Raw genomic sequence first — 21,959 nt, 5'->3', positions numbered from 1 at the left:
AACCATAATACGTATAATTAACTAATAATAAAAAAATACTTTTTTTTAAAATTAATTTAAAAATCTTATCTATATCAAGGCGATAAAAAATGAATATCCTTGACGTTGCTATTTTTAAACTATCTTATAAGCAATTAAATAACCTATGTGCACTCAATAAAAGTATCATCTTAGCTATTTCTCTCAGTAATTTTGCTAATCCTTTTAAATAATCATTTCATCATCAATATTTTTAACACTACTAGTAGGGTAAATAAGTCGGTAATCAACCCCTGATAGCACAAAAATAATTCAGACCGATAAATAGGAGAACAGAACAGGGATCACCGCTCGATATAAAACCACCAAGTAGACAGATAGATAGATAGACAGATAGATAGACAGATAGATAGACAGATAGATAGACAGATAGATAGATAGGTCGATGTAGTCTAGTAACAGACCTGAATACAAAATGAGCGCTATGGATAATAGATAAGGATAAGGATAAGGATAAGGATAAGGAATAATAAAGGAATTTTTATCGAATGATATAAAAAGAAGTGGTGGGCGGTATTGGGCTCGAACCAACGACCTCCTCCTTGTAAGGGAGATGCTCTACCAACTGAGCTAACCGCCCGCTTAATTATTAAATGGTGGGTCGTGGGCGACTCGAACGCCCGACCAATTGATTAAAAGTCAACTGCTCTACCGACTGAGCTAACGACCCATTTAATAATTTTACGTAAAACTTGAGGTAGTATTGTGAATGGTGGGTCGTGGGCGACTCGAACGCCCGACCAATTGATTAAAAGTCAACTGCTCTACCGACTGAGCTAACGACCCGTCACAATGTTCACTACTCTTTGTTGTATATTTAGGAATGGTGGGTCGTGGGCGACTCGAACGCCCGACCAATTGATTAAAAGTCAACTGCTCTACCGACTGAGCTAACGACCCATACCTAACTGTGTGATATTGCGTAAAATAACCGGATGAAGTGGTGGGCGGTATTGGGCTCGAACCAACGACCTCCTCCTTGTAAGGGAGATGCTCTACCAACTGAGCTAACCGCCCACTTCATAATGACTAAATTCTCATTACCACGCTTTAATGTAATTGGTGGGCGGTATTGGGCTCGAACCAACGACCTCCTCCTTGTAAGGGAGATGCTCTACCAACTGAGCTAACCGCCCAATTACATTAAATAATACAACTATCACAACGAATAATAATGGTGGGCGGTATTGGGCTCGAACCAACGACCTCCTCCTTGTAAGGGAGATGCTCTACCAACTGAGCTAACCGCCCGTCGTGATGGGGTGCATTATAGGGATACTGCGCTATGAGTCAACGATTTTTATCGGTTTTTTATCGTAAAAATGATCGTTCGTTTTATTTTTAGTCAAGATGCTTTTTTTAGCACCATAACTGACACAGCAATTAACCAAAATAATCCGTTGTTGTTACTTCGTCAAACAAAAAATAACCTATTTGAAATTTTTCTGCAGGTTAAAAGCTTAATGCCATTGAGGAATTAGCATCCAGTGATAAAATAAAGCAACAATTTCGTTTTTTTGATAATCACGGTTACTTATCTTCTATTTTTGGCTCCTTATATAAGAAAGAATATAAGTAAAACGTACTAAGGCAATCTCAATGAGTAAAATAAAAACCCGTTTTGCACCAAGTCCTACAGGCTATCTACATGTTGGTGGTGCTCGTACTGCACTGTATTCCTGGTTATTTAGCCGTCACAACAAGGGTGAGTTTGTACTGCGTATTGAAGACACCGATTTAGAACGTTCTACTCAACCTGCCATTGATGCAATTATGGACGGTATGAATTGGTTAAATCTAAACTGGGATGAAGGTCCTTACTATCAAACCAAACGCTTTGATCGTTATAATCAAGTTATCGATCAAATGTTAGCAGCTGGTACTGCTTATCGTTGTTATTGTTCTAAAGAACGTTTAGAGAAACTACGTGAAGATCAAATGGCGAAAGGTGAGAAACCTCGCTACGATGGTTGTTGCCGTCACGGTGATCACAACCATACCCCAGATGAACCCCATGTAGTTCGTTTTTTAAATCCTCAAGAAGGATCTGTGATTTTTAATGACAAAATTCGTGGCCCGATTGAGTTTAGTAACCAAGAGCTTGATGACTTAATTATCCGCCGTACTGATGGTTCGCCTACCTATAATTTCTGTGTGGTGATTGATGACTGGGATATGGAAATTACACACGTTATTCGTGGTGAAGATCATATCAACAATACTCCTCGTCAGATCAATATATTAAAAGCACTTGGTGCTCCAGTACCTGAATATGCACACGTATCCATGATCTTAGGCGATGATGGTAAAAAATTATCTAAACGCTATAACGCAGTGAGTGTAATGCAATATCGTGATGACGGTTATTTACCAGAAGCGTTATTAAATTACTTAGTACGTTTAGGTTGGTCTCATGGCGACCAAGAGATCTTTAGCATCGATGAAATGATTAAAGATTTCACTTTAGAAGCTATTAGTAAATCAGCAAGTGCGTTTAATACTGACAAATTACTTTGGTTAAACCATCACTATATTAATACCTTACCTGCTGAACAAGTAGCCGTACACCTAGATTGGCATATCAAACAACAAAATATTGATACTAGTAATGGCCCATCACTGGTTGAATTGATTAAATTACTCGGCGAGCGTTGCAAAACATTAAAAGAGATGGCGGAAAGTTGTCACTACTTTTATGTTGACTTTGATAGTTTCGAAGAAACCGCGGCGAAAAAACACTTACGTCCTGTCGCTCGTCAACCATTAGAAGTAGTTCGTGATAAATTATCAGCAATTACTGATTGGACAGCGGAAAATGTACATAAAGCAATCCAAGAAACCGCTGAAGAATTAGAAGTTGGTATGGGTAAAGTCGGTATGCCTCTACGTGTTGCTGTCACAGGTGCGGGTCAATCTCCTGCACTAGATGTTACTGTTCATGCTATTGGTAAAGCTCGTAGCATCGCTCGTATTAATAAAGCATTAGATTTTATTACTGACAGAGAAAATCAAGCTTAATTGAGCTGATTATCTTATTTCACAACGAAGAGTCGTCACTTATTTTTAAGCGGCGACTCTTTTTTTGTATTCTTTTTCATCAATCAATAAATAATGTGAGATTAAGTGATTGACAGCATTGTGCTTGTTGCCTATTATCAAGCCCGTTCCAGTATGTTGGGGCTATAGCTCAGCTGGGAGAGCGCTTGCATGGCATGCAAGAGGTCAGCGGTTCGATCCCGCTTAGCTCCACCAATATACTTTTGAACAATCCATTATGTGGGGTTATAGCTCAGTTGGGAGAGCGCTTGCATGGCATGCAAGAGGTCAGCGGTTCGATCCCGCTTAGCTCCACCAGAATCTTAAGATCCTGAAGAGAAATCTTCAGGATTTTTTATTTTCACCAATGTATTCACTTAATTAGTGATTCACACTACCCGCAAAGATAAAACTACTGCGCAGTATATCCCCCATCTACCGCATAAAAAGCGCCTGTTGAAAAACTACTCTCATCTGAAAGTAAAAAAGCCACCATATTAGCCACTTCTTTTCGCGTTGCCATTCTCTTCATCGGATGTGTTGATGCCATCCATTGACGAACTTCATCCGGTAACTGTTGCATTCGCGGTGTGTCTACATACCCAGGCCCTATTGCATTCACACGTATACCTTGCTGTGCAAATTCCAAGGCAGCTGAACGGGTGATCCCTAACACAGCATGTTTGGCTGCAGTATAAGCAGAAATTCCGGCAATACCGACAATACCATTTGTCGAAGATAAATTAACGATACTCCCTCCACCACTTCTTAGTAAGGCCGGAATACCATATTTCAATCCGTAAAATACGCCGTTAATATCGGTATCCATAACCGCTTTCCAATCATCAATATTATAATCAACAATCGATGTATTATGCGGACCTGTAATACCTGCATTATTCACTAATCCATGTAATGCGCCTGTTTGTGCTAATATTGTTTCAAACATGCTTTTAACTTGCTCAGGTGATGTCATATCTGCTTGTAATGCTATGACTTTTTCACCTGTAGGATCGATTGTGTAAGCGGTTTTTTTAACCTGTTCTAATTGTCGTCCACTTATAAAGACTGTTGCACCCGCTTGATATAATCGTTGGGCAACGCCTTCCCCTACTCCTGTTGCAGCCCCAGTCACTAACACCGTTTTGCCTTCAAAATAACTCATATTCACCTCAGTTCACTTAGTTTAAGTAATTAACTTTAGTTAATCATATTGAATAGGATATTTGATTAACTAAAGTTAATCAATATAAATTTTCTTCAGCTAAAATGAGCTGTTATTATTAACTTCAATTAATTTGATAGAAAAATGTAGGTACTAATGGAGCAACTTGAGCTAGAAAACGCCCTATCGCTTTTACAGTGTACTCTGGTTGCACAACGCACCCGTTATACACCAGAGCAAGTAACTTGGGGACAATATGATATTTTAGAATTATTGCGTTTACGCGGTGATTTAACGCCCTCTCAACTTTGTGAAATTTTAGCTATCTCACGCCAAAATTTATCTAAGTTTATGCGAGGATTAAAATCATTAGGTTTTATTGCTCAGGATCGTTCTAAGAAAGATAAACGTGAATTAATTACGCATTTAACAGATGAAGGTAAAGCTTTTTTAGCAAGAGCCGCTTTAGGCCGAAAACAGAACGCACAGAAGCTACAAGCGCAATTAACACCTGCAGAACAAGCTATGTTTATTGAATTGAGTCATAAAGTTATTAACGCACTAATAGCGGATAAGTTACCTACAGAGCCTGATTAACGCGACTGCTTTAATGGTTTTAGTAACCCTTCTAAGCCATCAATTTTAATTGCTAGGGTCATTTCCATTAGTTGCCCTAGCTTTCCTTCAGGGAAGGTGCCTTTCTTGGCAAACCACAATAAATACTCTTCAGGCAAATCCACCAGCATTCGCCCTTTATATTTACCAAATGGCATTTGTGTGTTGGCTATATCAATAAGATGCTGTTTTTCTAGCATGATCTCTATCGCTTTATCGAGAAGGAATGATAAGGATTATAAGGTAATTTAACGATAAAAAAAGCAGTACCGACGGGTACTGCTTGATTTATGTTACATGATAACTAAGTTATCCATCTTACATTGTTATTTATTTCACATGCTATCTGTCTTATCTCAATGATTAAACAAACAGGCCTGTGATAGCAGCAGATAAGAAGCTAACTAGCGTAGAACCAAATAGTAATTTAAGACCAAAACGAGAAACCACATTACCTTGCATTTCGTTCAGACCTTTAATAGCCCCTGCAACAATACCGATAGAAGAGAAGTTAGCAAATGAGACTAAGAAGACAGATAAGATCCCAACAGAGCGTGGTGTTAATTCAGCAGCCAGATCTTGCAAGCTTCCCATCGCGACGAATTCATTAGAGACTAATTTAGTTGCCATCACACTACCTACACGTAATGCATCTTGCTCAGGCACACCAATCACCCATGCTAATGGATAGAAAACATAACCTAAGCAATCTTGGAAACTAATACCGAAAATCATACTAAAGATAGCGTTTACCGCAGCAATTAATGCGATAAAACCAATCAACATTGCCGCAACGATTAAAGCAACTTTGAAACCAGCTAAGATATATTCACCTAACATTTCGAAGAAGCTTTGACCTTCATGCAGATTCCCCATCTGGATATCTTCTTCATTTTCAACAGAATATGGGTTAATCACTGATAGGATAACGAAAGTACTGAACATATTCAGAACCAGTGCAGCAACAACGTATTTAGGATCAAGCATAGTCATATAAGCACCAACAATTGACATTGATACCGTAGACATCGCTGTCGCCGCCATAGTGTACATACGGCGCTGAGACATTTTGCCCAATACATCTTTATAAGCGATAAAGTTCTCAGATTGGCCAAGTACTAAGGAGCTAACCGCATTAAACGATTCTAGTTTCCCCATACCGTTCACTTTGGACAGCACCGTACCGATAATGCGGATCACGAAAGGCAATACTTTGATATGTTGCAAAATACCAATTAATGCAGAAATAAAGATGATAGGACATAATACATTCAAGAAGAAGAATGCTAGACCACCTTTCATCATACCACCGAAGACAAACTCAGTACCTTGTGCGGCATAACCTAATAAGTGATCAAATAGCCCAGCGAAACCACGGACAAAGCCTTCACCAATATCAGAATTGAGGAAGAACCATGCCAATGCGATTTCAATAATTAATAACTGCACAATATAACGCAGACGGATCCCTTTGCGGTTATTACTTGCAATAAATGCTAATGCACCAATAACTGCGAGAGCCAAAACAAAGTGAATGATAGAAGACATGCATGCTCCAAAAATAAAAATAAATCTTGGAGAGCATTTTATGTAACGCGTAACATTACGATGTGATTATTGTCACAATACAGTGAAACCATATACACACTATTTATTAAATAAGATAGGTTGATCACACTTTAGGAGTAACTTAAGTAACACGAAATGTGAATTTAGCTTAAGTTAAAGATGCTACTGAGAACTGCTCTCAATAGCATCTAAGTTTATTGTAAACGATTATTTAGATTGATCAAGCAAGCGGATCATTTCGTCTTCATCAATAACAGTAATACCTAATTCATTTGCTTTGGCTAATTTAGAACCCGCCGCTTCACCAGCAATGACCATATCTGTCTTTTTCGAAACGCTACCACTCACTTTTGCACCAAGTGCAACTAATCTATCTTTTGCTTCATCTCGCGTTAATTGAGAAAGAGAGCCTGTCAGCACGACTGTTTTACCAGCAAAAGGATTATCACCTGCTTCATGAGTAGCCACAACCGGTGCCGGCCAAGTAATGCCAATGTCATTAACAAGTTGATCAATCACATTTTTATTATGTTCTTCTTGGAAAAAATTAACCACATGCTTTGCAACAATATCACCCACATCAGGAACTGCCTTTAAGGCTTCAATATTTGCTTCACGTAATGCCTCTAATGAAACAAAATGAGCAGTTAATCCATTGGCCGTTGCTTCTCCTACTTCACGAATACCAAGGGCATAGATAAAACGGGCAAAAGTGGTTGATTTTGCTTTTTCTAATGCATTAAGCAGTTTTTTGGCTGATTTCTCCCCCATACGTTCTAAACCAGATAAGATCTTTTCATCTAAACGGAATAAATCAGCCGGTGTTTTGACATACTCTTTTTCAACCAATTGGTCGATAATTTTATCTCCCATGCCGTCAACATCCATCGCACGACGAGAAACGAAATGTTTAAGCGCCTCTTTACGTTGCGCTGCACAAATTAATCCCCCCGTGCAGCGGGCAACAGCCTCACCTTCTATACGCTCAATATCAGATTGACAAATAGGGCATTGGGTTGGAAAAACAATTTCTTGTGCATTCTCAGGGCGTTTTTCTTCAATCACACTCACAACCTGAGGAATAACATCGCCTGCACGGCGAATAACCACCGTATCACCAATACGTAATCCTAAACGTTCAATTTCATCAGCATTATGAAGTGTGGCATTACTGACTATTACCCCTGCCACTTGTACGGGATCTAAACGAGCGACAGGTGTAATCGCCCCTGTACGCCCCACTTGAAATTCAACATCTTTAATCACCGTCATCTGCTCTTGGGCTTGGAATTTGTAAGCAATCGCCCAACGGGGAGCACGAGACACAAATCCCAACTCTTCTTGTAGAGCTATATCATCTACTTTGATAACCACACCATCAATATCAAAGCCTAGATTAGGGCGAATTTCTGCTACATGATGGTAAAAATCAAGTACAGCTTTAGTTCCGGTACATAATTTAATAGCATCACTAACAGGTAATCCCCATTTTTTAAATTGCTGTAAACGTGCATAATGGCTTGTCGGTAATTCACCGCCTTCAAGCACGCCAACACCATAACAGAAGAAAGTCAAAGGGCGCTTGGCTGTAATACGAGGATCTAACTGACGTAATGAACCCGCTGCTGCATTACGAGGATTAGCAAATACTTTTCCTCCCGTGCGTCGAGCTTCTTCATTTAAATGCTCAAACCCTTTTTCAGTCATAAAGACTTCTCCACGAATTTCAATTCGTGCAGGGATATTATCGCCATATAAACGCAAAGGAATGGCTTTAATGGTTCTGACATTCTCAGTAATATTTTCTCCAGTGGTACCATCACCACGGGTTGCAGCTTGTACTAAGCGACCATTTTCATACAGTAGACTTACCGCAAGTCCATCTAATTTTAATTCACAACAAAAAGTGATCTCTTCATTATTTTTCAGACGTTCACGTAAACGTTTATCAAATGCTAAATAGGTTGTTTCATCAAAAGCATTATCTAAAGAGAGCATTGGAATTTCATGCCTAACTTGCTCAAAAGCCGTTAAAGGTAATGCCCCTACCCGTTGAGTAGGAGAATCTGGGGTAATGAGTTCAGGATGTTCGGCTTCTAATGCTTTTAGCTTATTCATTAAGCGATCGTATTCAGCATCAGGAATTTCAGGTGCGTCCATGACATGATAGAGATATTCATGGTGACGTAGTGTAACGCGAAGTTCATCAATTTGTTGTTGAATATTTTGATTCATGAGGTATCACCAAAGAAAGAAAAGCCCCCGCAAGCGGGGGCTGAGGTTGTTGGCAATGTGAGAAAAACCAAGTTTCCCCACTTTGTATTATCAGCCGAAAATCAAGTCATTAATTTTCCTGATTTCTTTAAATCTATCCAACCTAGCACCGCAAGCGAGCTTTTGATAAAAAGACTATTGATGTAAATCTAGTGTTCTACGAATTCTAGATTTATAAAGTTCAATTTTTTGTGGTGTTAACAGTTTGCGCTCTTCATCAAGCACAACACCGCCCACATTAGAGGCAATACGCTGAGCTGCTTGCAACATCAATTTAAAGTTTTGATTAGCATCACCATAAGATGGCACCATCATAAACATGGATACGCCAGGCGTGGTTAATTCAGCCATCGTATCAATATTGAAAGTACCCGGTTTTACCATATTGGCAAGACTAAACAATACAGGGCCATTACCCGTCGGGTTAAGATGTCGATGGAAAATATTCATCGCACCAAACTGGAAACCCGCTTGAATAATGCTCTGCATTAACACCTCACCGTCAAGCATTTGACCATGATGAGCGCTGACATTTAATACTAATACCAGCTCTTCCTCTGCTTTTGGCTCTTCTGATCCAGATAAAGCTTGCTCAGCTTGTTTCACATCAGATGAGGTTTCAGCATCCAATGGCCTATCTGTATCAGTGGTATGTATTTCATCACTAGCAACAGAGTTCGACGATTCTGGTATCGGCTCTACATCGGCAAGTTTTGTCTCACTAATATCACCTTCTTTTACATCAGCATGGTTTACCTCTACCTCGGGTATCGGTTGTTTTTGCTGAGGCGCAGAGTCATTATTTTGTTCAATAACATCAAAAACACCAAGACTAGGCTCTCGTTGTAATGAAGTATCGTTAGAATGTCCCTGTGCTGGTGTTCCAGACATAAGTGGATCTTTATCTGCAACTGAGGATTGTGGCGCAAGTGTTGGCTCCGATTTAACCGGTGGCACACTTTGAGCCTCCTGCGTTGAAGTTAAAGACGACATCTGATGATTTGCCTCAGTATACTGGGGTTCATCATCGTTCTCATCTGACTGATAATTCTGTTTCTGACGTTTTACTGGGCGATTACGGAAAAGCTTAGAACGCTCTTTTCGACCAATCCATAAGCCGTGTAATAACAAAGCTATGATTAAAATCGCACCAACAACGATTAATATCAGACGCAAATTTTGCTGCATCATTTCTATCTCTGTTGTCTTGAGGTTTAATAGCCACAATGGCGAATATTACTTTTACTAAGAGTATTTGCCAATGCTTATAAGTGCAAGCCAATACTTAATTTTCTTGTCACAAAGATACACTCTTCAATACCTTATGCGCATTTTTTAGACAATTTATCACTAGTAAGGCTGATTATCTCTCTATATGATACTAGCTTGCCCTTATAGGAGAGAATAGGAAGTATGACAAATTTGACAGAATCGACCAAAAATTTAAATGGATTTCACTATTTTGCACTTGGGTGGCGATTAATTACTCGCCCGGGTCTAAAACGTTTTGTTATTTTACCCTTACTTGCCAATATTATTATTCTCGGTAGTGCCTTTTGGTGGTTATATGGCCAGATTGGTGAAATGGTCAATTGGATGATGGAAAAAGTCCCTGATTGGCTACAGTGGTTAAGCTATGTTATCTGGCCACTGTCAGTTATTTTTATTTTGCTGGTCTTTACCTATTTCTTTAGCACCATAGCCAATATTATCGCTTCGCCTTTTAATGGATTATTAGCGGAAAAATTAGAAGGCCAAATAACGGGTATTAATCCTCCGGATACCGGCTTATTAGGTATTACAAAAGATATTCCACGTATTTTAAAACGAGAAATCATCAAGGTCGTTTATTATTTGCCAAGAGCCATTGTATTGTTATTGCTCTATTTTGTTCCCGTTGTTGGACAAACTATCGCCCCAATTCTTTGGTTTATATTTGGTGCTTGGATGATGGCAATCCAATATAACGACTTTCCATTCGATAACCATAAAGTCTCTTTCGCCAATATGAAATCAACGCTGAAAAAAGACAAATGGAACAATTTACAATTTGGTATGGTAATTAATATCTTCACTATAATCCCAATCTTAAACCTAGTCATTATGCCGGTTGCAATTTGTGGTGCCACTGCCATGTGGTGTGATCGATATCGTCATCAACATGTACAAGCAGGCCAGTGGTAATACCACTGGTTTCATTGTGATTAGAATCTTTTGGAATAAAAAGTAAAAAAAGTTATAAGGATATTCATAAAGCTTATTTCCATCTTTTGCTTGATGGCGTATGGTAATTTCATCTGACCTTATAAAAAATCATGTACCGAGGATAAAAATGAGCAAAATTTTCGAAGATAACTCGCAAACTATTGGCCATACCCCCCTAGTTCGTTTAAAACATTTCGGTAATGGCAATATCTTAGCTAAAGTAGAATCTCGTAATCCAAGCTTTAGTGTAAAATGCCGTATCGGTGCAAATATGATTTGGGATGCAGAAAAAAAAGGTATCCTGAAACCCGGCGTAGAGCTAGTTGAGCCAACCAGTGGTAATACTGGGATTGCCTTGGCTTATGTAGCTGCTGCACGTGGCTATAAGCTGACACTGACTATGCCTGATACCATGAGTATTGAGCGCCGTAAATTATTAAAAGCATTAGGTGCTAACCTTGTGTTAACTGAGGGCGCTAAAGGTATGAAGGGAGCGATTGATAAAGCGAACGAAATTCGTGATAGCGATCCTAGCCGTTACCTTCTACTACAACAATTTAGTAATCCAGCAAACCCAGAAATTCATGAGAAAACCACAGGCCCTGAAATTTGGAATGACACTGATGGCAAAGTTGATGTAGTTATCGCAGGTGTCGGAACGGGTGGTACCATCACGGGTATTGGTCACTATTTGAAAAATACTCAAGGTAAAGCTGTCACCATGGTTGCGGTAGAACCTAAAGATTCTCCTGTTATTAGCCAAGCATTAGCAGGTGAAGAAATTAAGCCTGGTCCACATAAAATCCAAGGTATTGGTGCAGGTTTTATCCCTGAAAACTTAGAGTTATCACTATTAGATCGCGTGATCCAAATTACTAACGAAGAAGCATTTGAAACAGCTCGTGACGTTATGACCAAAGAAGGTATTTTAGCGGGTATTTCATCCGGTGCGGCAATTGCGGCTGCAGTGAAATTAGCTAAAGAGCCAGAATTTGCTAATAAGGAAATCGTAGTGATTTTACCTTCTTCAGGTGAACGTTATCTCAGCACCCCACTTTTTGCTGATATCTCTGACAGCTAAATCGCGTCACCTAAAATGTAAAATATTTATTAAAAAAGCACCTTCAGGGTGCTTTTTTTGTGGTAGAGATCAAACTTTGTTATCCAGATAGGTGATTTATTCTGTCGAGTTTAGTATTTAATCAAGTAATTATTTCGAAGGTCGAAATTAATCAGAAAATAGGCAAGTGATAAAAACAGCACTGCTTTCAATTTCTGGGGACTATTTTTATCGGATAACGTAACATGGCTTATATTATCTGATATTGCTACGCAAAGCAGGACAATTTCATCTACACTTACTAAGTCCTGACTTAATGTGAATAATTGAGTTATAAAAGGAAAAAATCCTATGTACCAGCAAGAAGTTACTATTACAGCACCAAACGGCTTACATACTCGTCCTGCAGCACAGTTAGTAAAAGAGGCTAAAACTTTCTCTTCTGATATTAGTCTTATTTCTGGTGGTAAATCAGCCAGCGCGAAGAGCTTATTCAAATTACAAACTTTAGGATTAACCCAAGGTACTGTAGTCACTATTTCTGCTGAAGGCGAAGATGAAAAACAAGCAGTAGAACATTTAGTTAAGTTAATGGCTGAGTTAGAGTAATCCAGTTACCTTTCGCTATTCATTAACGTCCTATTTTCCCCTGAAAATCGCTCAGGGGAATTTATAACTCGATGATTTTAAAACAGCAGTGTCTCTTGATCCTATTTTTTTAAAATTATCACCAGCAAGTCGTAGGATAAATTATGATTTCAGGAATTTTAGCTTCACCGGGTATCGCATTTGGTCAAGCTCTTCTACTTAAAGAAGAACCTATTATTATTAGCCAACGTAAAATCCAAAGTGACGAAGTTGACACCCAAATCGAACGTTTTAAAGATGGTCGTAATAAATCAGCGCAACAACTAGAAATCATTAAAGCCCGTGCTGAAAAAAATCTTGGTGCCGATAAAGCTGAGATTTTTGAAGGCCATATTATGTTATTAGAAGATGAGGAACTCGAACAAGAGATCATATCCCTCATCAAAAGTGACAAGAAAACCGCAGAAGCAGCGGTTCAATCTGTTATTGAAGATCAGGCAACCGCATTAGAAGCCTTAGATGATGAGTACTTAAAAGAGCGTGCGGCTGACGTTCGTGATATTGGTAAGCGCTTAATGCGTAATATCTTAGAGATGCCAATTATCGATTTAAGTGCTATTTCTGAAAAAGTGATTTTAGTTGCTACAGATTTAACGCCATCAGAAACAGCGCAGCTTAGCTTAGACAATGTGTTAGGCTTTATCACTGACTTAGGGGGCAGAACATCGCACACCTCTATCATGGCACGCTCTTTAGAGATCCCAGCGATTGTTGGCACATCTAATGCAACAGAAACCATTAAAAAAGAAGATTATCTGGTTCTTGATGCGATTAACAATAAAATCATTATTAATCCTTCTGATGAAGAGCTCGAAGCATTAAAGGCTATCAAAGAAGAGTACCTACATGAAAAAGAAGAGCTGGCAAAACTAAAAGATTTACCAGCAATTACCCTTGATGGGCATCAAGTTGAAGTTTGCGCTAATATAGGTACTGTACGTGATGTCGCAGGTGCTGAGCGTAATGGTGCGGAAGGTGTTGGACTCTATCGTACTGAATTCCTATTTATGGATAGAGATTCCTTACCAACAGAAGAAGAGCAATTCCAAGCTTATAAAGCAGTGGCTGAAGCGGTAGGCAGTCCTGCGGTCATTATCCGTACTATGGATATTGGTGGCGATAAAGACTTACCTTACATGAATTTACCGAAAGAAGAGAATCCATTCTTAGGTTGGCGCGCAATTCGTATTTGTCTTGACCGCAAAGAGATCCTTCATCCACAATTACGTGCTATCTTAAGAGCGTCTGCTTTTGGTAAACTACGTATTATGTTTCCAATGATTATCTCTGTTGAAGAGATCCGAGCATTGAAAGCGGAACTTGAAATACTGAAAAGCCAGCTTCGTGAAGAAAATAAGCCTTTTGATGAATCTATCGAAGTCGGTGTTATGGTTGAAACGCCAGCAGCGGCTGTTATGGCTCGCCATATGGCAAAAGAAGTTGACTTTTTCAGTATTGGGACTAACGATCTAACACAATATACTCTGGCTGTAGACCGTGGAAATGAGCTGATATCTCATCTATATAATCCAATGTCACCTGCTGTACTTAATCTGATTAAACAGGTGATTGATGCATCACACGCTGAAGGTAAATGGACTGGAATGTGTGGTGAGCTTGCCGGGGATGAACGGGCAACAATGTTGCTTCTGGGCATGGGATTAGATGAGTTTAGTATGAGTGCTATATCAATTCCTCGCATCAAAAAAATTATTCGTAACGCCAATTTTGATGATGCAAAAGCACTGGCAGAGCAAGCACTTGCTCAGCCGACTGCAAAGGAATTAATGGACTTAGTAGAAACTTTTACTAAAGAAAAAACACTGTGCTAATAACGTTAGCCAGAGCCCGGTCCCAACTAAAATAATTAGGAGAAGATTCATGGGTCTGTTTGATAAATTAAAATCACTGGTTTCAGAGGAAAAGAAAGGCAGTGGCACGATTGATATTGTTGCACCACTTTCTGGTGAAATCGTCAATATCGAAGATGTTCCTGATGTTGTTTTCGCTGAAAAAATTGTAGGTGACGGTATTGCTATCAAACCTGCTGGTCATAAAATTGTTGCACCAGTTGATGGTACTATCGGTAAAATTTTCGAGACTAACCATGCTTTCTCTATTGAGTCTGACAACGGTATCGAATTATTTGTCCACTTCGGTATCGACACAGTTGAACTAAAAGGTGAAGGATTTAAACGTATCGCTGAAGAAGGTCAACAAGTTAAAGTCGGTGATACTGTTTTAGAATTTGATTTAGCTGTTTTAGAAGAAAAAGCAAAATCGGTATTAACACCGGTTGTGATTTCTAATATGGATGAAATCCAAGGTTTAACTAAAATGACAGGCCCAGTAACTGTTGGTGAAACCGTTGTAATGCAGATCAAAAAATAATTTTTAATCTGTTCTCACTTTTAAACCGCCACATTTCCTCTGTGGCGGTTTTTATATGCAAGCGAATGAGCTTTAACGAGGGCAGAAAACTCAACCAAACACCCCAGTTGATAAATAGCGATCGCCTCTATCACAAATAATCGCCACAATCACAGCCCCTGGGTTCTCTTTAGCAACGCGTATTGCACCAGCTACGGCTCCCCCAGAACTAACGCCACAGAATATACCTTCTTTACTCGCTAATAGGCGCATGGTTTGTTCTGCTTCTGTTTGGAACATATCTATAACACTATCAACCAACTCTTTTCGAAAAATACCGGGTAAATAGGCTGGAGACCAACGACGAATACCCGGAATTTGACTTTTTTCTTCCGGTTGTAAACCGACAATTTTTACTGTGTCCGATTGTGTTTTTAGGTAACTCCCCACCCCAGTTATCGTACCTGTTGTTCCCATGCTAGAAACAAAATGGGTAATACGCCCTTGAGTCTGTTGCCAAATTTCAGGGCCAGTTGAAGTAAAATGCGCTCGAGGGTTATCGGGGTTATTAAACTGATCTAATACCTTGCCTTCACCTTTACGCTCCATTTCTTGCGCTAAATCTCTCGCCCCTTCCATACCAATTTCGCGGCTAACCAAAATAAGCTCGGCGCCATACGCTTGCATGGATGCTTGACGCTCTTTACTCATATTTTCTGGCATTAATAATTTTAGTCGATAACCTTTTACTGCCGCTATCATCGCTAAAGCAATCCCTGTATTACCACTGGTTGCCTCAATTAATGTATCGCCAGGTTTAATTTCACCGCGTAATTCAGCTTGCTCAATCATCGATAACGCGGCTCTATCTTTCACAGAACCCGCCGGATTATTGCCTTCAAGCTTAACCCATATTTCTGCATCTAATCCTTGTGAAAGTCGTTGTAATTTGACCAATGGTGTATTACCAATAAATTGTTCTAAGCCTGCCACAATAAATCCCTGATCATTTATTTGTTTGTATTAATGAAGAAATCATATTTAACTTATTAACGCAATAAAATTAACATTTTTTAATAGATTTTATTCTTTTTCGTGTTATAGCCTGTATAGTTAGTTTTACTCAATAGCCAAAATACCCATGCAAAAAAATCTGCATGGGCAGTCATTAACTGTAATAAAAGAATAATGCTATTTTTTTAAGCTGTGTATGCCAGTGAAACTGTTGTTAAGGGACGATCTTGTGCATATAACCGCGCTTTTGCACCGCCCATATAGTAAATATCACCTTTATGGGGTATTGATGTCATATCATTCCATACTGCGCTAATTGGCGTATTTCCCCACTCAATAGGCTGTAAAACCAATTGCCAATAGTGTCCTTTAGGAGTCACTTCTATTACTTTGACGGGAAGTTTACATAAGCTATCACTATGCGGGCTAAGTGAAATTTCCCAAGGACGCAAAAAAACATCAACTTTGCCTTGATAGAGCGGCGTAACCGATAAAGGTAAGTGATAGCCAGCAATTTGTAATTGCGCACCATTAATTTCACCTTGGAGATGATTAACATCTCCGAGAAATTCTAAAACAAAGCGACTTTCAGGCGTATGCCAAACTTGTTGCGGTGTACCCACTTGTTCGATTTTGCCATTTCCCATAATAACGATGCGATCAGCGACTTCCATTGCTTCTTGTTGATCATGGGTGACAAAAACACTGGTAAATTTAAGCTCACTATGTAATTCCCGTAACCAACTGCGTAATTCAGTTCTCACTTTGGCATCTAACGCACCGAAAGGCTCATCGAGTAATAAAATTTGCGGCTCTACAGCCAATGCTCTCGCTAAAGCTACGCGCTGTTTTTGCCCTCCTGAAAGTTGTGCAGGATAACGCTGTGCTAAATGAGGCAGTTGGATCATCTCTAATAATTGCGTGACTTTTTTATCAATCGCGGCTTTGTTAGGACGTTCGCGACGTGGTAATACGCTTAAGCCAAAGGCAATATTTTCAAATACCGTCATATGGCGAAACAGTGCATAGTGTTGGAAAACAAACCCAACTTTGCGCTCGCGGGCATGTAAACGACTGACATCTTGCCCTGCAAAACAGATTTTACCTTCCGTTTGATGCTCAAGTCCTGCAATGATACGTAATAGAGTAGTTTTACCTGAGCCTGATGGCCCCAATAGCGCCATCATCTCACCGGAATTGACCGTTAAATTCACGTCATGCAACACTTCAGTGCGATCAAAATATTTTGTGACATGATTAATTTCAATACTCATATTTTGCCCCTGTTTTGCGTTATTGCTGACGTTCTAAATGCCATTGCAACGCACTTTTAACCATTAATGTAATAATTGCCATCATGGCAAGTAATGCTGCTGCCGTAAAAGCCCCCACAGTGTTGTAGTCTTGGTGCAAAAGTTCGACCTGTAAAGGCAGTGAATAGGTTTCACCACGAATAGCCCCCGAGACAACAGAGACGGCACCAAATTCCCCTATAGCACGTGCATTTGTTAAAACCACACCGTAGAGCAATGCCCAACGAATATTAGGTAATGTCACTCGCCAAAACATTTTCCAACTACTGGCACCTAATAACACAGCAGCTTCATCCTCTTGGCTTCCTTGGCTCATCATCACTGGGACAAGCTCTCTCACGACAAAAGGACAAGTGACAAATACCGTCACTAATACCATACCGGGCCAAGAGAACATTAACTGAATATCGAATTGTTCCAACCACTGCCCTGCCCAACCATTGCTACCATAAAAAAGTAGATAGAGCAGTCCCGCAACGACAGGGGATACCGCAAATGGGATATCAATCAGCGTCATTAACCACTGACGCCCCGGAAAACGAAAACGCGTAACAAGCCATGCCATACTAATACCAAACAACATATTTATCGGTACAGTAATTAAAGCGATAAGTAGCGTAAGCCAAACAGCATGTAACATATCGCTATCTAGCAAGTTGTCGGTAAATATTTCTATGCCTTTTGAAAACGCAGTCATAAAGATCCACGCAATAGGCACCACTAAAAATAAAATGGATAACACAACGCCTGTAAGGATCAATCCCCATTTTACCCAATCAATTTGGCGACGATAAAGAGAGCGTTGTTGCGCTATATCCGACATTAGCGCCCCCTTAATCGCTTGCCAAAGCGGCTTTGTAATCCATTAATTGAAAACAGTAAGACTAATGAAACCAATAAAATAACAGAAGCGACCGCGCTGGCTGCAGGATAATCAAACTCCTGTAATCGAATAAATATCATCAAAGAAACCACTTCGGTCTGCCATGCAATATTGCCAGCAATAAAAATAACAGCACCAAATTCCCCTAAACTACGCGTAAAAGAGAGCGCAGTACCGGCTAATAACGCCGGAGACAATTCAGGTAACACAACTTTACGGAACGTTTGCCAACGGTTTGCCCCTAATGTTTCAGCCGCTTCTTCATATTCAGGGCCTAACTCTTCTAAAACAGGTTGCACCGTTCTGACCACAAACGGCAAACTAGTAAAAGACATCGCCACAGCAATACCAATCCATGTATTGATCACCTTGATATCAAACGTATCTAACACCAAGCCATACCATCCTTGTGTAGAAAACAACGTTGCTAAGGTCAATCCCGCTACCGCTGTAGGTAAGGCAAAAGGTAAATCCATTAATCCATCAAGAAATTTTCTGCCGGGGAAACGATAGCGCGTAATGATCCACGCTAATAACATGCCAAAAATAGCATTAAAAATACTTGCAACACCGGCTGACAACAAAGTGACTTTATACGCTGCCACAATTTGAGGGTGGGTTATCACCGCCCAATATTGTGCCCAACTCATTTCAGATAACTGCACAACCAGCGCACTCATAGGTAGTAATAAGATCAAACAAGTATAAAAAAGCGTACTACCTAAACTAAGCCCAAATCCGGGTAATACTCGCTTGCTGGCTGTGGCAAACATTATTGGCGTCCTTCTAATAATAATTTATCTAGCGTGCCATCTGTAGCAAAATGCGTTTTCATCACTTGGTTCCAATCACCAAACACATCTTCAATGGTAAATAATGAAGTCGCTGGAAATTGATCTGCTTTTTTGGCCATCACCGCTTTATCATTTACGCGATAGTTAAATTGTGTGATGATCTCCTGCGCTCTCGGGCTATATAAATAATTTAGGTAAGCTTTGGCGAGGTTTTCTGTTTTATTGCGTTGCACATTTTTATCAATCCATGCCACAGGAAACTCCGCTAAAATATCTACAGGAGGGACAATAACTTGATAATCATCTTCACCATATTGCTGGCGAATATTATTTACTTCAGACTCAAAACTAATTAAAACATCACCAAGTCCACGTTCAATAAATGAGGTCGTTGCCCCCCGTCCCCCGGTATCAAATACCGCAACATTTTTAAGTAACTTTGTCATAGCATCACGGGTTTGCGCTTCATTTCCATAAGCTTTTTCAAACGCTCCCCATGCGGCTAAATAGGTATAACGACCGTTACCTGATGTTTTTGGGTTAGGGAAAACCACTTTGACATCTTCACGGGTCAAATCTTGCCAAGAAGTGATATTTTTAGGATTTCCTTTACGAACCAAATAGGCCATTGTGGAATAATAAGGTGAGCTATTATTAGGTAGACGTTGTTGCCAATCAGCAGGAATAAGCTTGCCTTTATCATGCAAAATTTGTACATCCGTCACCTGGTTATAAGTGACAACATCCGCAGGTAAACCTTGTAATATGGCTAATGCTTGTTTAGAAGAGCCAGCATGGGACTGTTTGATAGTGACTTTGTCATCAGGATGTTGAGCATCCCATTGGGTTTTAAAATCACTATTAAGCTGTGTAAATAACTCGCGAGCAATATCGTAAGAGCTATTAAGTAATTGAGCTGCATTTGCATAACTACTCGCAACCAAAGACAATGCAACGGTTGCCTGTAATGCAAAAGTTCGGATCGTTTTGTTCTTCATTATAGTACCCATCAGCGTAAGTCTTATTCTAATGGTTACTCTATCGGCTTTATTTATAACAGTGTAGTTAGCTTTTGTTATTTGATATAACTAATAGCTATTATAAATGGATAAAGAGTGAGATTGCCCAAATAAATAAGCATCATAATGATTTAACTGAAAATAATTCAACATTGAGATATCGAGAAACGACCTCGTCAAAATAAAAACGCCAGCATAGTAAATGATACTGGCGTGGCAAAATAGTAGTGTAACGCTAAGACTTACAGAGCGGCTAATACTTCATAAGAAGGAGCGAAATAGTAGCTACCTGTCACAGGTTTACTCATACGCAGTAAATCATCGTATTTACCATCAACTTCACCAAACATACTGAGTAATTGCTGTTCAATATTATATAAACGACCACAGTAAGCTAAGAAATAGAGACCATGTTTACCACTAGCAGTTCCATAAGGTAAGCTATGACGCAAAATCGCTAACTCTTCACCATTTTCTTCAATAGCAACACGGGATACATGAGAGGTAATATTGCGTTCTGATTCATCCAACTCAATGCTCTCTTTTTTAGTACGACCAATCATTTTTTCTTGATCTGATTCACTAAAACGCGCCCATTTTTTTAGGTTATGCTCATAGCGTTGAACTAAAACATAGCTACCACCAGCATCAATACCTTCATTAATTAAAGCAACACCATAGCGCTCGTCACCAACTGGATTTTCTGAGCCGTCAATAAAACCACTAAGATCACGCTCTTCAATCCAGCGGAAACCGTGGATCTCTTCTTCTATTTGGAGCACGTTACCAAAAGCAGCTATTGCAGCTTGCGCTAATGAGAAATTCACATCATGACGCATGGATTGGATATGGATAAGCATATCGCGCTGAGTCGCAGGAGCTAACCCTTTACCTAATGGACGAAATGGCTTTAACTCTGGCGCACTATTATTATCTGATAATTTTTTCCAAAGATCTGAACCAAAAGCTACTACGGCACCTAATGAAGCATCAGGATACTGTTTTTGTAATTCGCTAAGGGATTGCATAAATTGTTGGCAGCCTTGACGTAGTTGATCAATTTCCCCCACCGCCATTGCTTCAATAAATAGACCGAATTTACTATGTGCGACTAAAATACCGCTTTGTGCATGAGACATATTGCTTCCCTAATAAATAATAAAAAACATATAAATTAATGTGGTTTATTATATCCAACATTTATTTTTAGGCTTTGCTATTTAACAAATTTTTGTTAGCAGAAAAGGTAAATATAAAATTATTTTATTAATAACACTTAAAAATAACCTATTTTTGCCAAACAATTTGTGTTACCTGCCAATTTGCTAATGTTTCATCGGGTGGCATTAGACCATCAGGGCCATCCCATTGCCCAGCAAAAACATAGCTCACTGATTTTGCTTGTTCTGATTGGCATTGAATGGTTTTTTGTTTATCGACTTTCGGCCCGTTACTGCACATACCAAATGCTTTTTTATAAATATCTTTAAATGGTGTACCTATTGTCGTTCCCCACGCTGTTTTCGCATTAGGATCAGATACCGTGATTTTATCTACTGTGCTCTTTTCTTGGCCATAAAAAGCCACTTGTACTTTTTCATCTTCAAGTGCTTGCACAATAACCATAATATTGCCTTGTTGCATTTCCATTCCTTGTCGGTAATGGAAACGGCTACCCAGCTCTTTTTCGATCGCTTGCTCTGTCACTGCCGTTGAAGCAGTGATATTACCTAATCCATTTGCAGAAACCGTTAACGTCTCATTTGAGAACCAATTCATTGGATTAAGTGCAGAAAAAGACATCCCCCCCATGGATGAACAGCCACTTAATAGCAAGACACTTGTGCTTAAACACAAGGGTAACCAAAATTTAGGCATTATAAATACTCCATTTCACTTTTTCGTTATAAATTCAATTGATGCTAAGGCAACAAGTTTTTACTCGCGTTAAACTA

General features: G+C 39.4%; 19 protein-coding genes and 9 tRNA genes. 9 read left to right on the top strand and 19 right to left on the bottom strand.

All coding sequences use genetic code 11. From position 1 onward, the window contains the following. Positions 1-543: 543 nt before the first annotated feature. The 7 genes from ACYUCW_RS05085 to ACYUCW_RS05055 all read right to left on the bottom strand — a co-directional run bounded on the left by ACYUCW_RS05085 (position 544) and on the right by ACYUCW_RS05055 (position 1,290). A tRNA-Val gene (locus tag ACYUCW_RS05085) sits at positions 544-619 on the bottom strand. Between the two features lie 14 nt (positions 620-633). Continuing rightward, positions 634-709 (bottom strand) — tRNA-Lys (locus tag ACYUCW_RS05080). 40 nt (positions 710-749) lie between these two features. Continuing rightward, positions 750-825: transfer RNA gene (locus tag ACYUCW_RS05075), tRNA-Lys, on the bottom strand. 38 nt (positions 826-863) lie between these two features. Continuing rightward, positions 864-939 (bottom strand) — tRNA-Lys (locus ACYUCW_RS05070). 41 nt (positions 940-980) lie between these two features. Further along, positions 981-1,056, bottom strand: a tRNA-Val gene (locus ACYUCW_RS05065). 43 nt (positions 1,057-1,099) lie between these two features. Further along, positions 1,100-1,175 (bottom strand) — tRNA-Val (locus ACYUCW_RS05060). Between the two features lie 39 nt (positions 1,176-1,214). Then, positions 1,215-1,290, bottom strand: a tRNA-Val gene (locus ACYUCW_RS05055). Between the two features lie 348 nt (positions 1,291-1,638). On the opposite strand from ACYUCW_RS05055, the gene gltX reads away from it, so the two are divergent. The 3 genes from gltX to ACYUCW_RS05040 all read left to right on the top strand — a co-directional run bounded on the left by gltX (position 1,639) and on the right by ACYUCW_RS05040 (position 3,393). Then, positions 1,639-3,057, top strand: coding sequence for a glutamate--tRNA ligase (gene gltX / locus ACYUCW_RS05050; RefSeq protein WP_012368116.1), 1,419 nt, complete (start codon positions 1,639-1,641; stop codon positions 3,055-3,057). A gap of 158 nt (positions 3,058-3,215) precedes the next feature. Then, positions 3,216-3,291 (top strand) — tRNA-Ala (locus tag ACYUCW_RS05045). 26 nt (positions 3,292-3,317) lie between these two features. After that, positions 3,318-3,393, top strand: a tRNA-Ala gene (locus ACYUCW_RS05040). A gap of 94 nt (positions 3,394-3,487) precedes the next feature. Here ACYUCW_RS05040 and ACYUCW_RS05035 read toward each other — a convergent pair. Next, positions 3,488-4,240: an SDR family NAD(P)-dependent oxidoreductase gene (locus ACYUCW_RS05035; RefSeq protein WP_004243785.1), complete on the bottom strand. Its 753-nt coding sequence runs from the start codon at positions 4,238-4,240 to the stop codon at positions 3,488-3,490. Between the two features lie 156 nt (positions 4,241-4,396). Here ACYUCW_RS05035 and ACYUCW_RS05030 point away from each other — a divergent pair, with 156 nt between their 5' ends. After that, a complete protein-coding gene (locus ACYUCW_RS05030) occupies positions 4,397-4,837 on the top strand; it encodes a MarR family winged helix-turn-helix transcriptional regulator (RefSeq protein WP_004248417.1) in 441 nt (146 codons plus the stop codon). On the opposite strand, the gene ACYUCW_RS05025 is transcribed toward ACYUCW_RS05030, so the two are convergent. The 4 genes from ACYUCW_RS05025 to zipA all read right to left on the bottom strand — a co-directional run bounded on the left by ACYUCW_RS05025 (position 4,834) and on the right by zipA (position 9,886). Next, positions 4,834-5,055, bottom strand: coding sequence for a DUF3820 family protein (locus tag ACYUCW_RS05025; protein WP_004243788.1), 222 nt, complete (start codon positions 5,053-5,055; stop codon positions 4,834-4,836). The genes ACYUCW_RS05030 and ACYUCW_RS05025 overlap by 4 nt on opposite strands. A 163-nt stretch (positions 5,056-5,218) precedes the next feature. Further along, a complete protein-coding gene (locus tag ACYUCW_RS05020; RefSeq protein WP_004250649.1) occupies positions 5,219-6,403 on the bottom strand; it encodes a NupC/NupG family nucleoside CNT transporter in 1,185 nt (394 codons plus the stop codon). A 228-nt stretch (positions 6,404-6,631) separates the two neighbouring features. Further along, on the bottom strand, positions 6,632-8,659 hold the full coding sequence (gene ligA, locus ACYUCW_RS05015; RefSeq protein ID WP_004248419.1) for an NAD-dependent DNA ligase LigA: 2,028 nt from the start codon (positions 8,657-8,659) through the stop codon (positions 6,632-6,634). 174 nt (positions 8,660-8,833) lie between these two features. After that, a complete protein-coding gene (gene zipA / locus ACYUCW_RS05010; RefSeq protein ID WP_460408252.1) occupies positions 8,834-9,886 on the bottom strand; it encodes a cell division protein ZipA in 1,053 nt (350 codons plus the stop codon). 225 nt (positions 9,887-10,111) lie between these two features. Here zipA and cysZ point away from each other — a divergent pair, with 225 nt between their 5' ends. From cysZ to crr, 5 genes are all read left to right on the top strand, one after another. Then, a complete protein-coding gene (gene cysZ, locus ACYUCW_RS05005; protein ID WP_460408250.1) occupies positions 10,112-10,882 on the top strand; it encodes a sulfate transporter CysZ in 771 nt (256 codons plus the stop codon). A gap of 148 nt (positions 10,883-11,030) precedes the next feature. After that, positions 11,031-11,984 (top strand): cysteine synthase A, encoded by a 954-nt coding sequence (gene cysK, locus ACYUCW_RS05000; protein WP_460408249.1) that lies wholly within the window; start codon positions 11,031-11,033, stop codon positions 11,982-11,984. 330 nt (positions 11,985-12,314) lie between these two features. Beyond that, the gene (gene ptsH / locus ACYUCW_RS04995) at positions 12,315-12,572 is read left to right on the top strand and encodes a phosphocarrier protein Hpr (protein ID WP_004243798.1); all 258 of its coding nucleotides are present in this window, start codon (positions 12,315-12,317) and stop codon (positions 12,570-12,572) included. Positions 12,573-12,715: 143 nt separating this feature from the next. Continuing rightward, positions 12,716-14,443 (top strand): phosphoenolpyruvate-protein phosphotransferase PtsI, encoded by a 1,728-nt coding sequence (ptsI, locus tag ACYUCW_RS04990; RefSeq protein WP_004243799.1) that lies wholly within the window; start codon positions 12,716-12,718, stop codon positions 14,441-14,443. 49 nt (positions 14,444-14,492) lie between these two features. Further along, the gene (crr, locus tag ACYUCW_RS04985) at positions 14,493-15,002 is read left to right on the top strand and encodes a PTS glucose transporter subunit IIA (protein ID WP_004243800.1); all 510 of its coding nucleotides are present in this window, start codon (positions 14,493-14,495) and stop codon (positions 15,000-15,002) included. Between the two features lie 90 nt (positions 15,003-15,092). Here the strand turns inward: crr and cysM are convergent, their stop codons facing one another. The 7 genes from cysM to ACYUCW_RS04950 all read right to left on the bottom strand — a co-directional run bounded on the left by cysM (position 15,093) and on the right by ACYUCW_RS04950 (position 21,882). Beyond that, the gene (gene cysM, locus ACYUCW_RS04980; protein ID WP_017827101.1) at positions 15,093-15,974 is read right to left on the bottom strand and encodes a cysteine synthase CysM; all 882 of its coding nucleotides are present in this window, start codon (positions 15,972-15,974) and stop codon (positions 15,093-15,095) included. A 206-nt stretch (positions 15,975-16,180) separates the two neighbouring features. Beyond that, positions 16,181-17,269 (bottom strand): sulfate/thiosulfate ABC transporter ATP-binding protein CysA, encoded by a 1,089-nt coding sequence (cysA, locus tag ACYUCW_RS04975; RefSeq protein WP_004248424.1) that lies wholly within the window; start codon positions 17,267-17,269, stop codon positions 16,181-16,183. A gap of 19 nt (positions 17,270-17,288) precedes the next feature. Continuing rightward, positions 17,289-18,131, bottom strand: a complete 843-nt coding sequence (gene cysW / locus ACYUCW_RS04970; protein WP_004243804.1) for a sulfate/thiosulfate ABC transporter permease CysW — start codon at positions 18,129-18,131, stop codon at positions 17,289-17,291. Then, positions 18,131-18,964, bottom strand: a complete 834-nt coding sequence (gene cysT / locus ACYUCW_RS04965) for a sulfate/thiosulfate ABC transporter permease CysT (RefSeq protein ID WP_460408248.1) — start codon at positions 18,962-18,964, stop codon at positions 18,131-18,133. The genes cysW and cysT overlap by 1 nt, the downstream gene beginning before the upstream one ends. Continuing rightward, a complete protein-coding gene (cysP, locus tag ACYUCW_RS04960) occupies positions 18,964-19,995 on the bottom strand; it encodes a thiosulfate ABC transporter substrate-binding protein CysP (RefSeq protein ID WP_004248426.1) in 1,032 nt (343 codons plus the stop codon). Before cysP ends, cysT begins: the two co-directional genes overlap by 1 nt. 251 nt (positions 19,996-20,246) lie before the next feature. Further along, positions 20,247-21,143, bottom strand: a complete 897-nt coding sequence (locus ACYUCW_RS04955) for a Dyp-type peroxidase (protein ID WP_460408247.1) — start codon at positions 21,141-21,143, stop codon at positions 20,247-20,249. A 148-nt stretch (positions 21,144-21,291) separates the two neighbouring features. Further along, positions 21,292-21,882, bottom strand: coding sequence for an RpoE-regulated lipoprotein (locus ACYUCW_RS04950; RefSeq protein WP_004248428.1), 591 nt, complete (start codon positions 21,880-21,882; stop codon positions 21,292-21,294). Positions 21,883-21,959: the final 77 nt, after the last annotated feature.

It is taken from the genome of Proteus sp. MB838 (genome assembly GCF_054767435.1).
The sequence above is the reverse complement of the archived record's forward strand: the minus strand, read 5'-3'. Positions and strand labels throughout refer to the sequence as shown.

What these genes read in the sequence shown, in the direction of transcription:
- gltX (WP_012368116.1), top strand. Translation starts at nt 1,639, where the DNA reads ATGAGTAAAATAAAAACCCGTTTTGCACCAAGTCCTACAGGCTATCTA.
- ACYUCW_RS05035 (WP_004243785.1), bottom strand. Translation starts at nt 4,240, where the DNA reads ATGAGTTATTTTGAAGGCAAAACGGTGTTAGTGACTGGGGCTGCAACA.
- ACYUCW_RS05030 (WP_004248417.1), top strand. Translation starts at nt 4,397, where the DNA reads ATGGAGCAACTTGAGCTAGAAAACGCCCTATCGCTTTTACAGTGTACT.
- ACYUCW_RS05025 (WP_004243788.1), bottom strand. Translation starts at nt 5,055, where the DNA reads ATGCTAGAAAAACAGCATCTTATTGATATAGCCAACACACAAATGCCA.
- ACYUCW_RS05020 (WP_004250649.1), bottom strand. Translation starts at nt 6,403, where the DNA reads ATGTCTTCTATCATTCACTTTGTTTTGGCTCTCGCAGTTATTGGTGCA.
- ligA (WP_004248419.1), bottom strand. Translation starts at nt 8,659, where the DNA reads ATGAATCAAAATATTCAACAACAAATTGATGAACTTCGCGTTACACTA.
- zipA (WP_460408252.1), bottom strand. Translation starts at nt 9,886, where the DNA reads ATGCAGCAAAATTTGCGTCTGATATTAATCGTTGTTGGTGCGATTTTA.
- cysZ (WP_460408250.1), top strand. Translation starts at nt 10,112, where the DNA reads ATGACAAATTTGACAGAATCGACCAAAAATTTAAATGGATTTCACTAT.
- cysK (WP_460408249.1), top strand. Translation starts at nt 11,031, where the DNA reads ATGAGCAAAATTTTCGAAGATAACTCGCAAACTATTGGCCATACCCCC.
- ptsH (WP_004243798.1), top strand. Translation starts at nt 12,315, where the DNA reads ATGTACCAGCAAGAAGTTACTATTACAGCACCAAACGGCTTACATACT.
- ptsI (WP_004243799.1), top strand. Translation starts at nt 12,716, where the DNA reads ATGATTTCAGGAATTTTAGCTTCACCGGGTATCGCATTTGGTCAAGCT.
- crr (WP_004243800.1), top strand. Translation starts at nt 14,493, where the DNA reads ATGGGTCTGTTTGATAAATTAAAATCACTGGTTTCAGAGGAAAAGAAA.
- cysA (WP_004248424.1), bottom strand. Translation starts at nt 17,269, where the DNA reads ATGAGTATTGAAATTAATCATGTCACAAAATATTTTGATCGCACTGAA.
- cysW (WP_004243804.1), bottom strand. Translation starts at nt 18,131, where the DNA reads ATGTCGGATATAGCGCAACAACGCTCTCTTTATCGTCGCCAAATTGAT.
- cysT (WP_460408248.1), bottom strand. Translation starts at nt 18,964, where the DNA reads ATGTTTGCCACAGCCAGCAAGCGAGTATTACCCGGATTTGGGCTTAGT.
- cysP (WP_004248426.1), bottom strand. Translation starts at nt 19,995, where the DNA reads ATGGGTACTATAATGAAGAACAAAACGATCCGAACTTTTGCATTACAG.
- ACYUCW_RS04955 (WP_460408247.1), bottom strand. Translation starts at nt 21,143, where the DNA reads ATGTCTCATGCACAAAGCGGTATTTTAGTCGCACATAGTAAATTCGGT.
- ACYUCW_RS04950 (WP_004248428.1), bottom strand. Translation starts at nt 21,882, where the DNA reads ATGCCTAAATTTTGGTTACCCTTGTGTTTAAGCACAAGTGTCTTGCTA.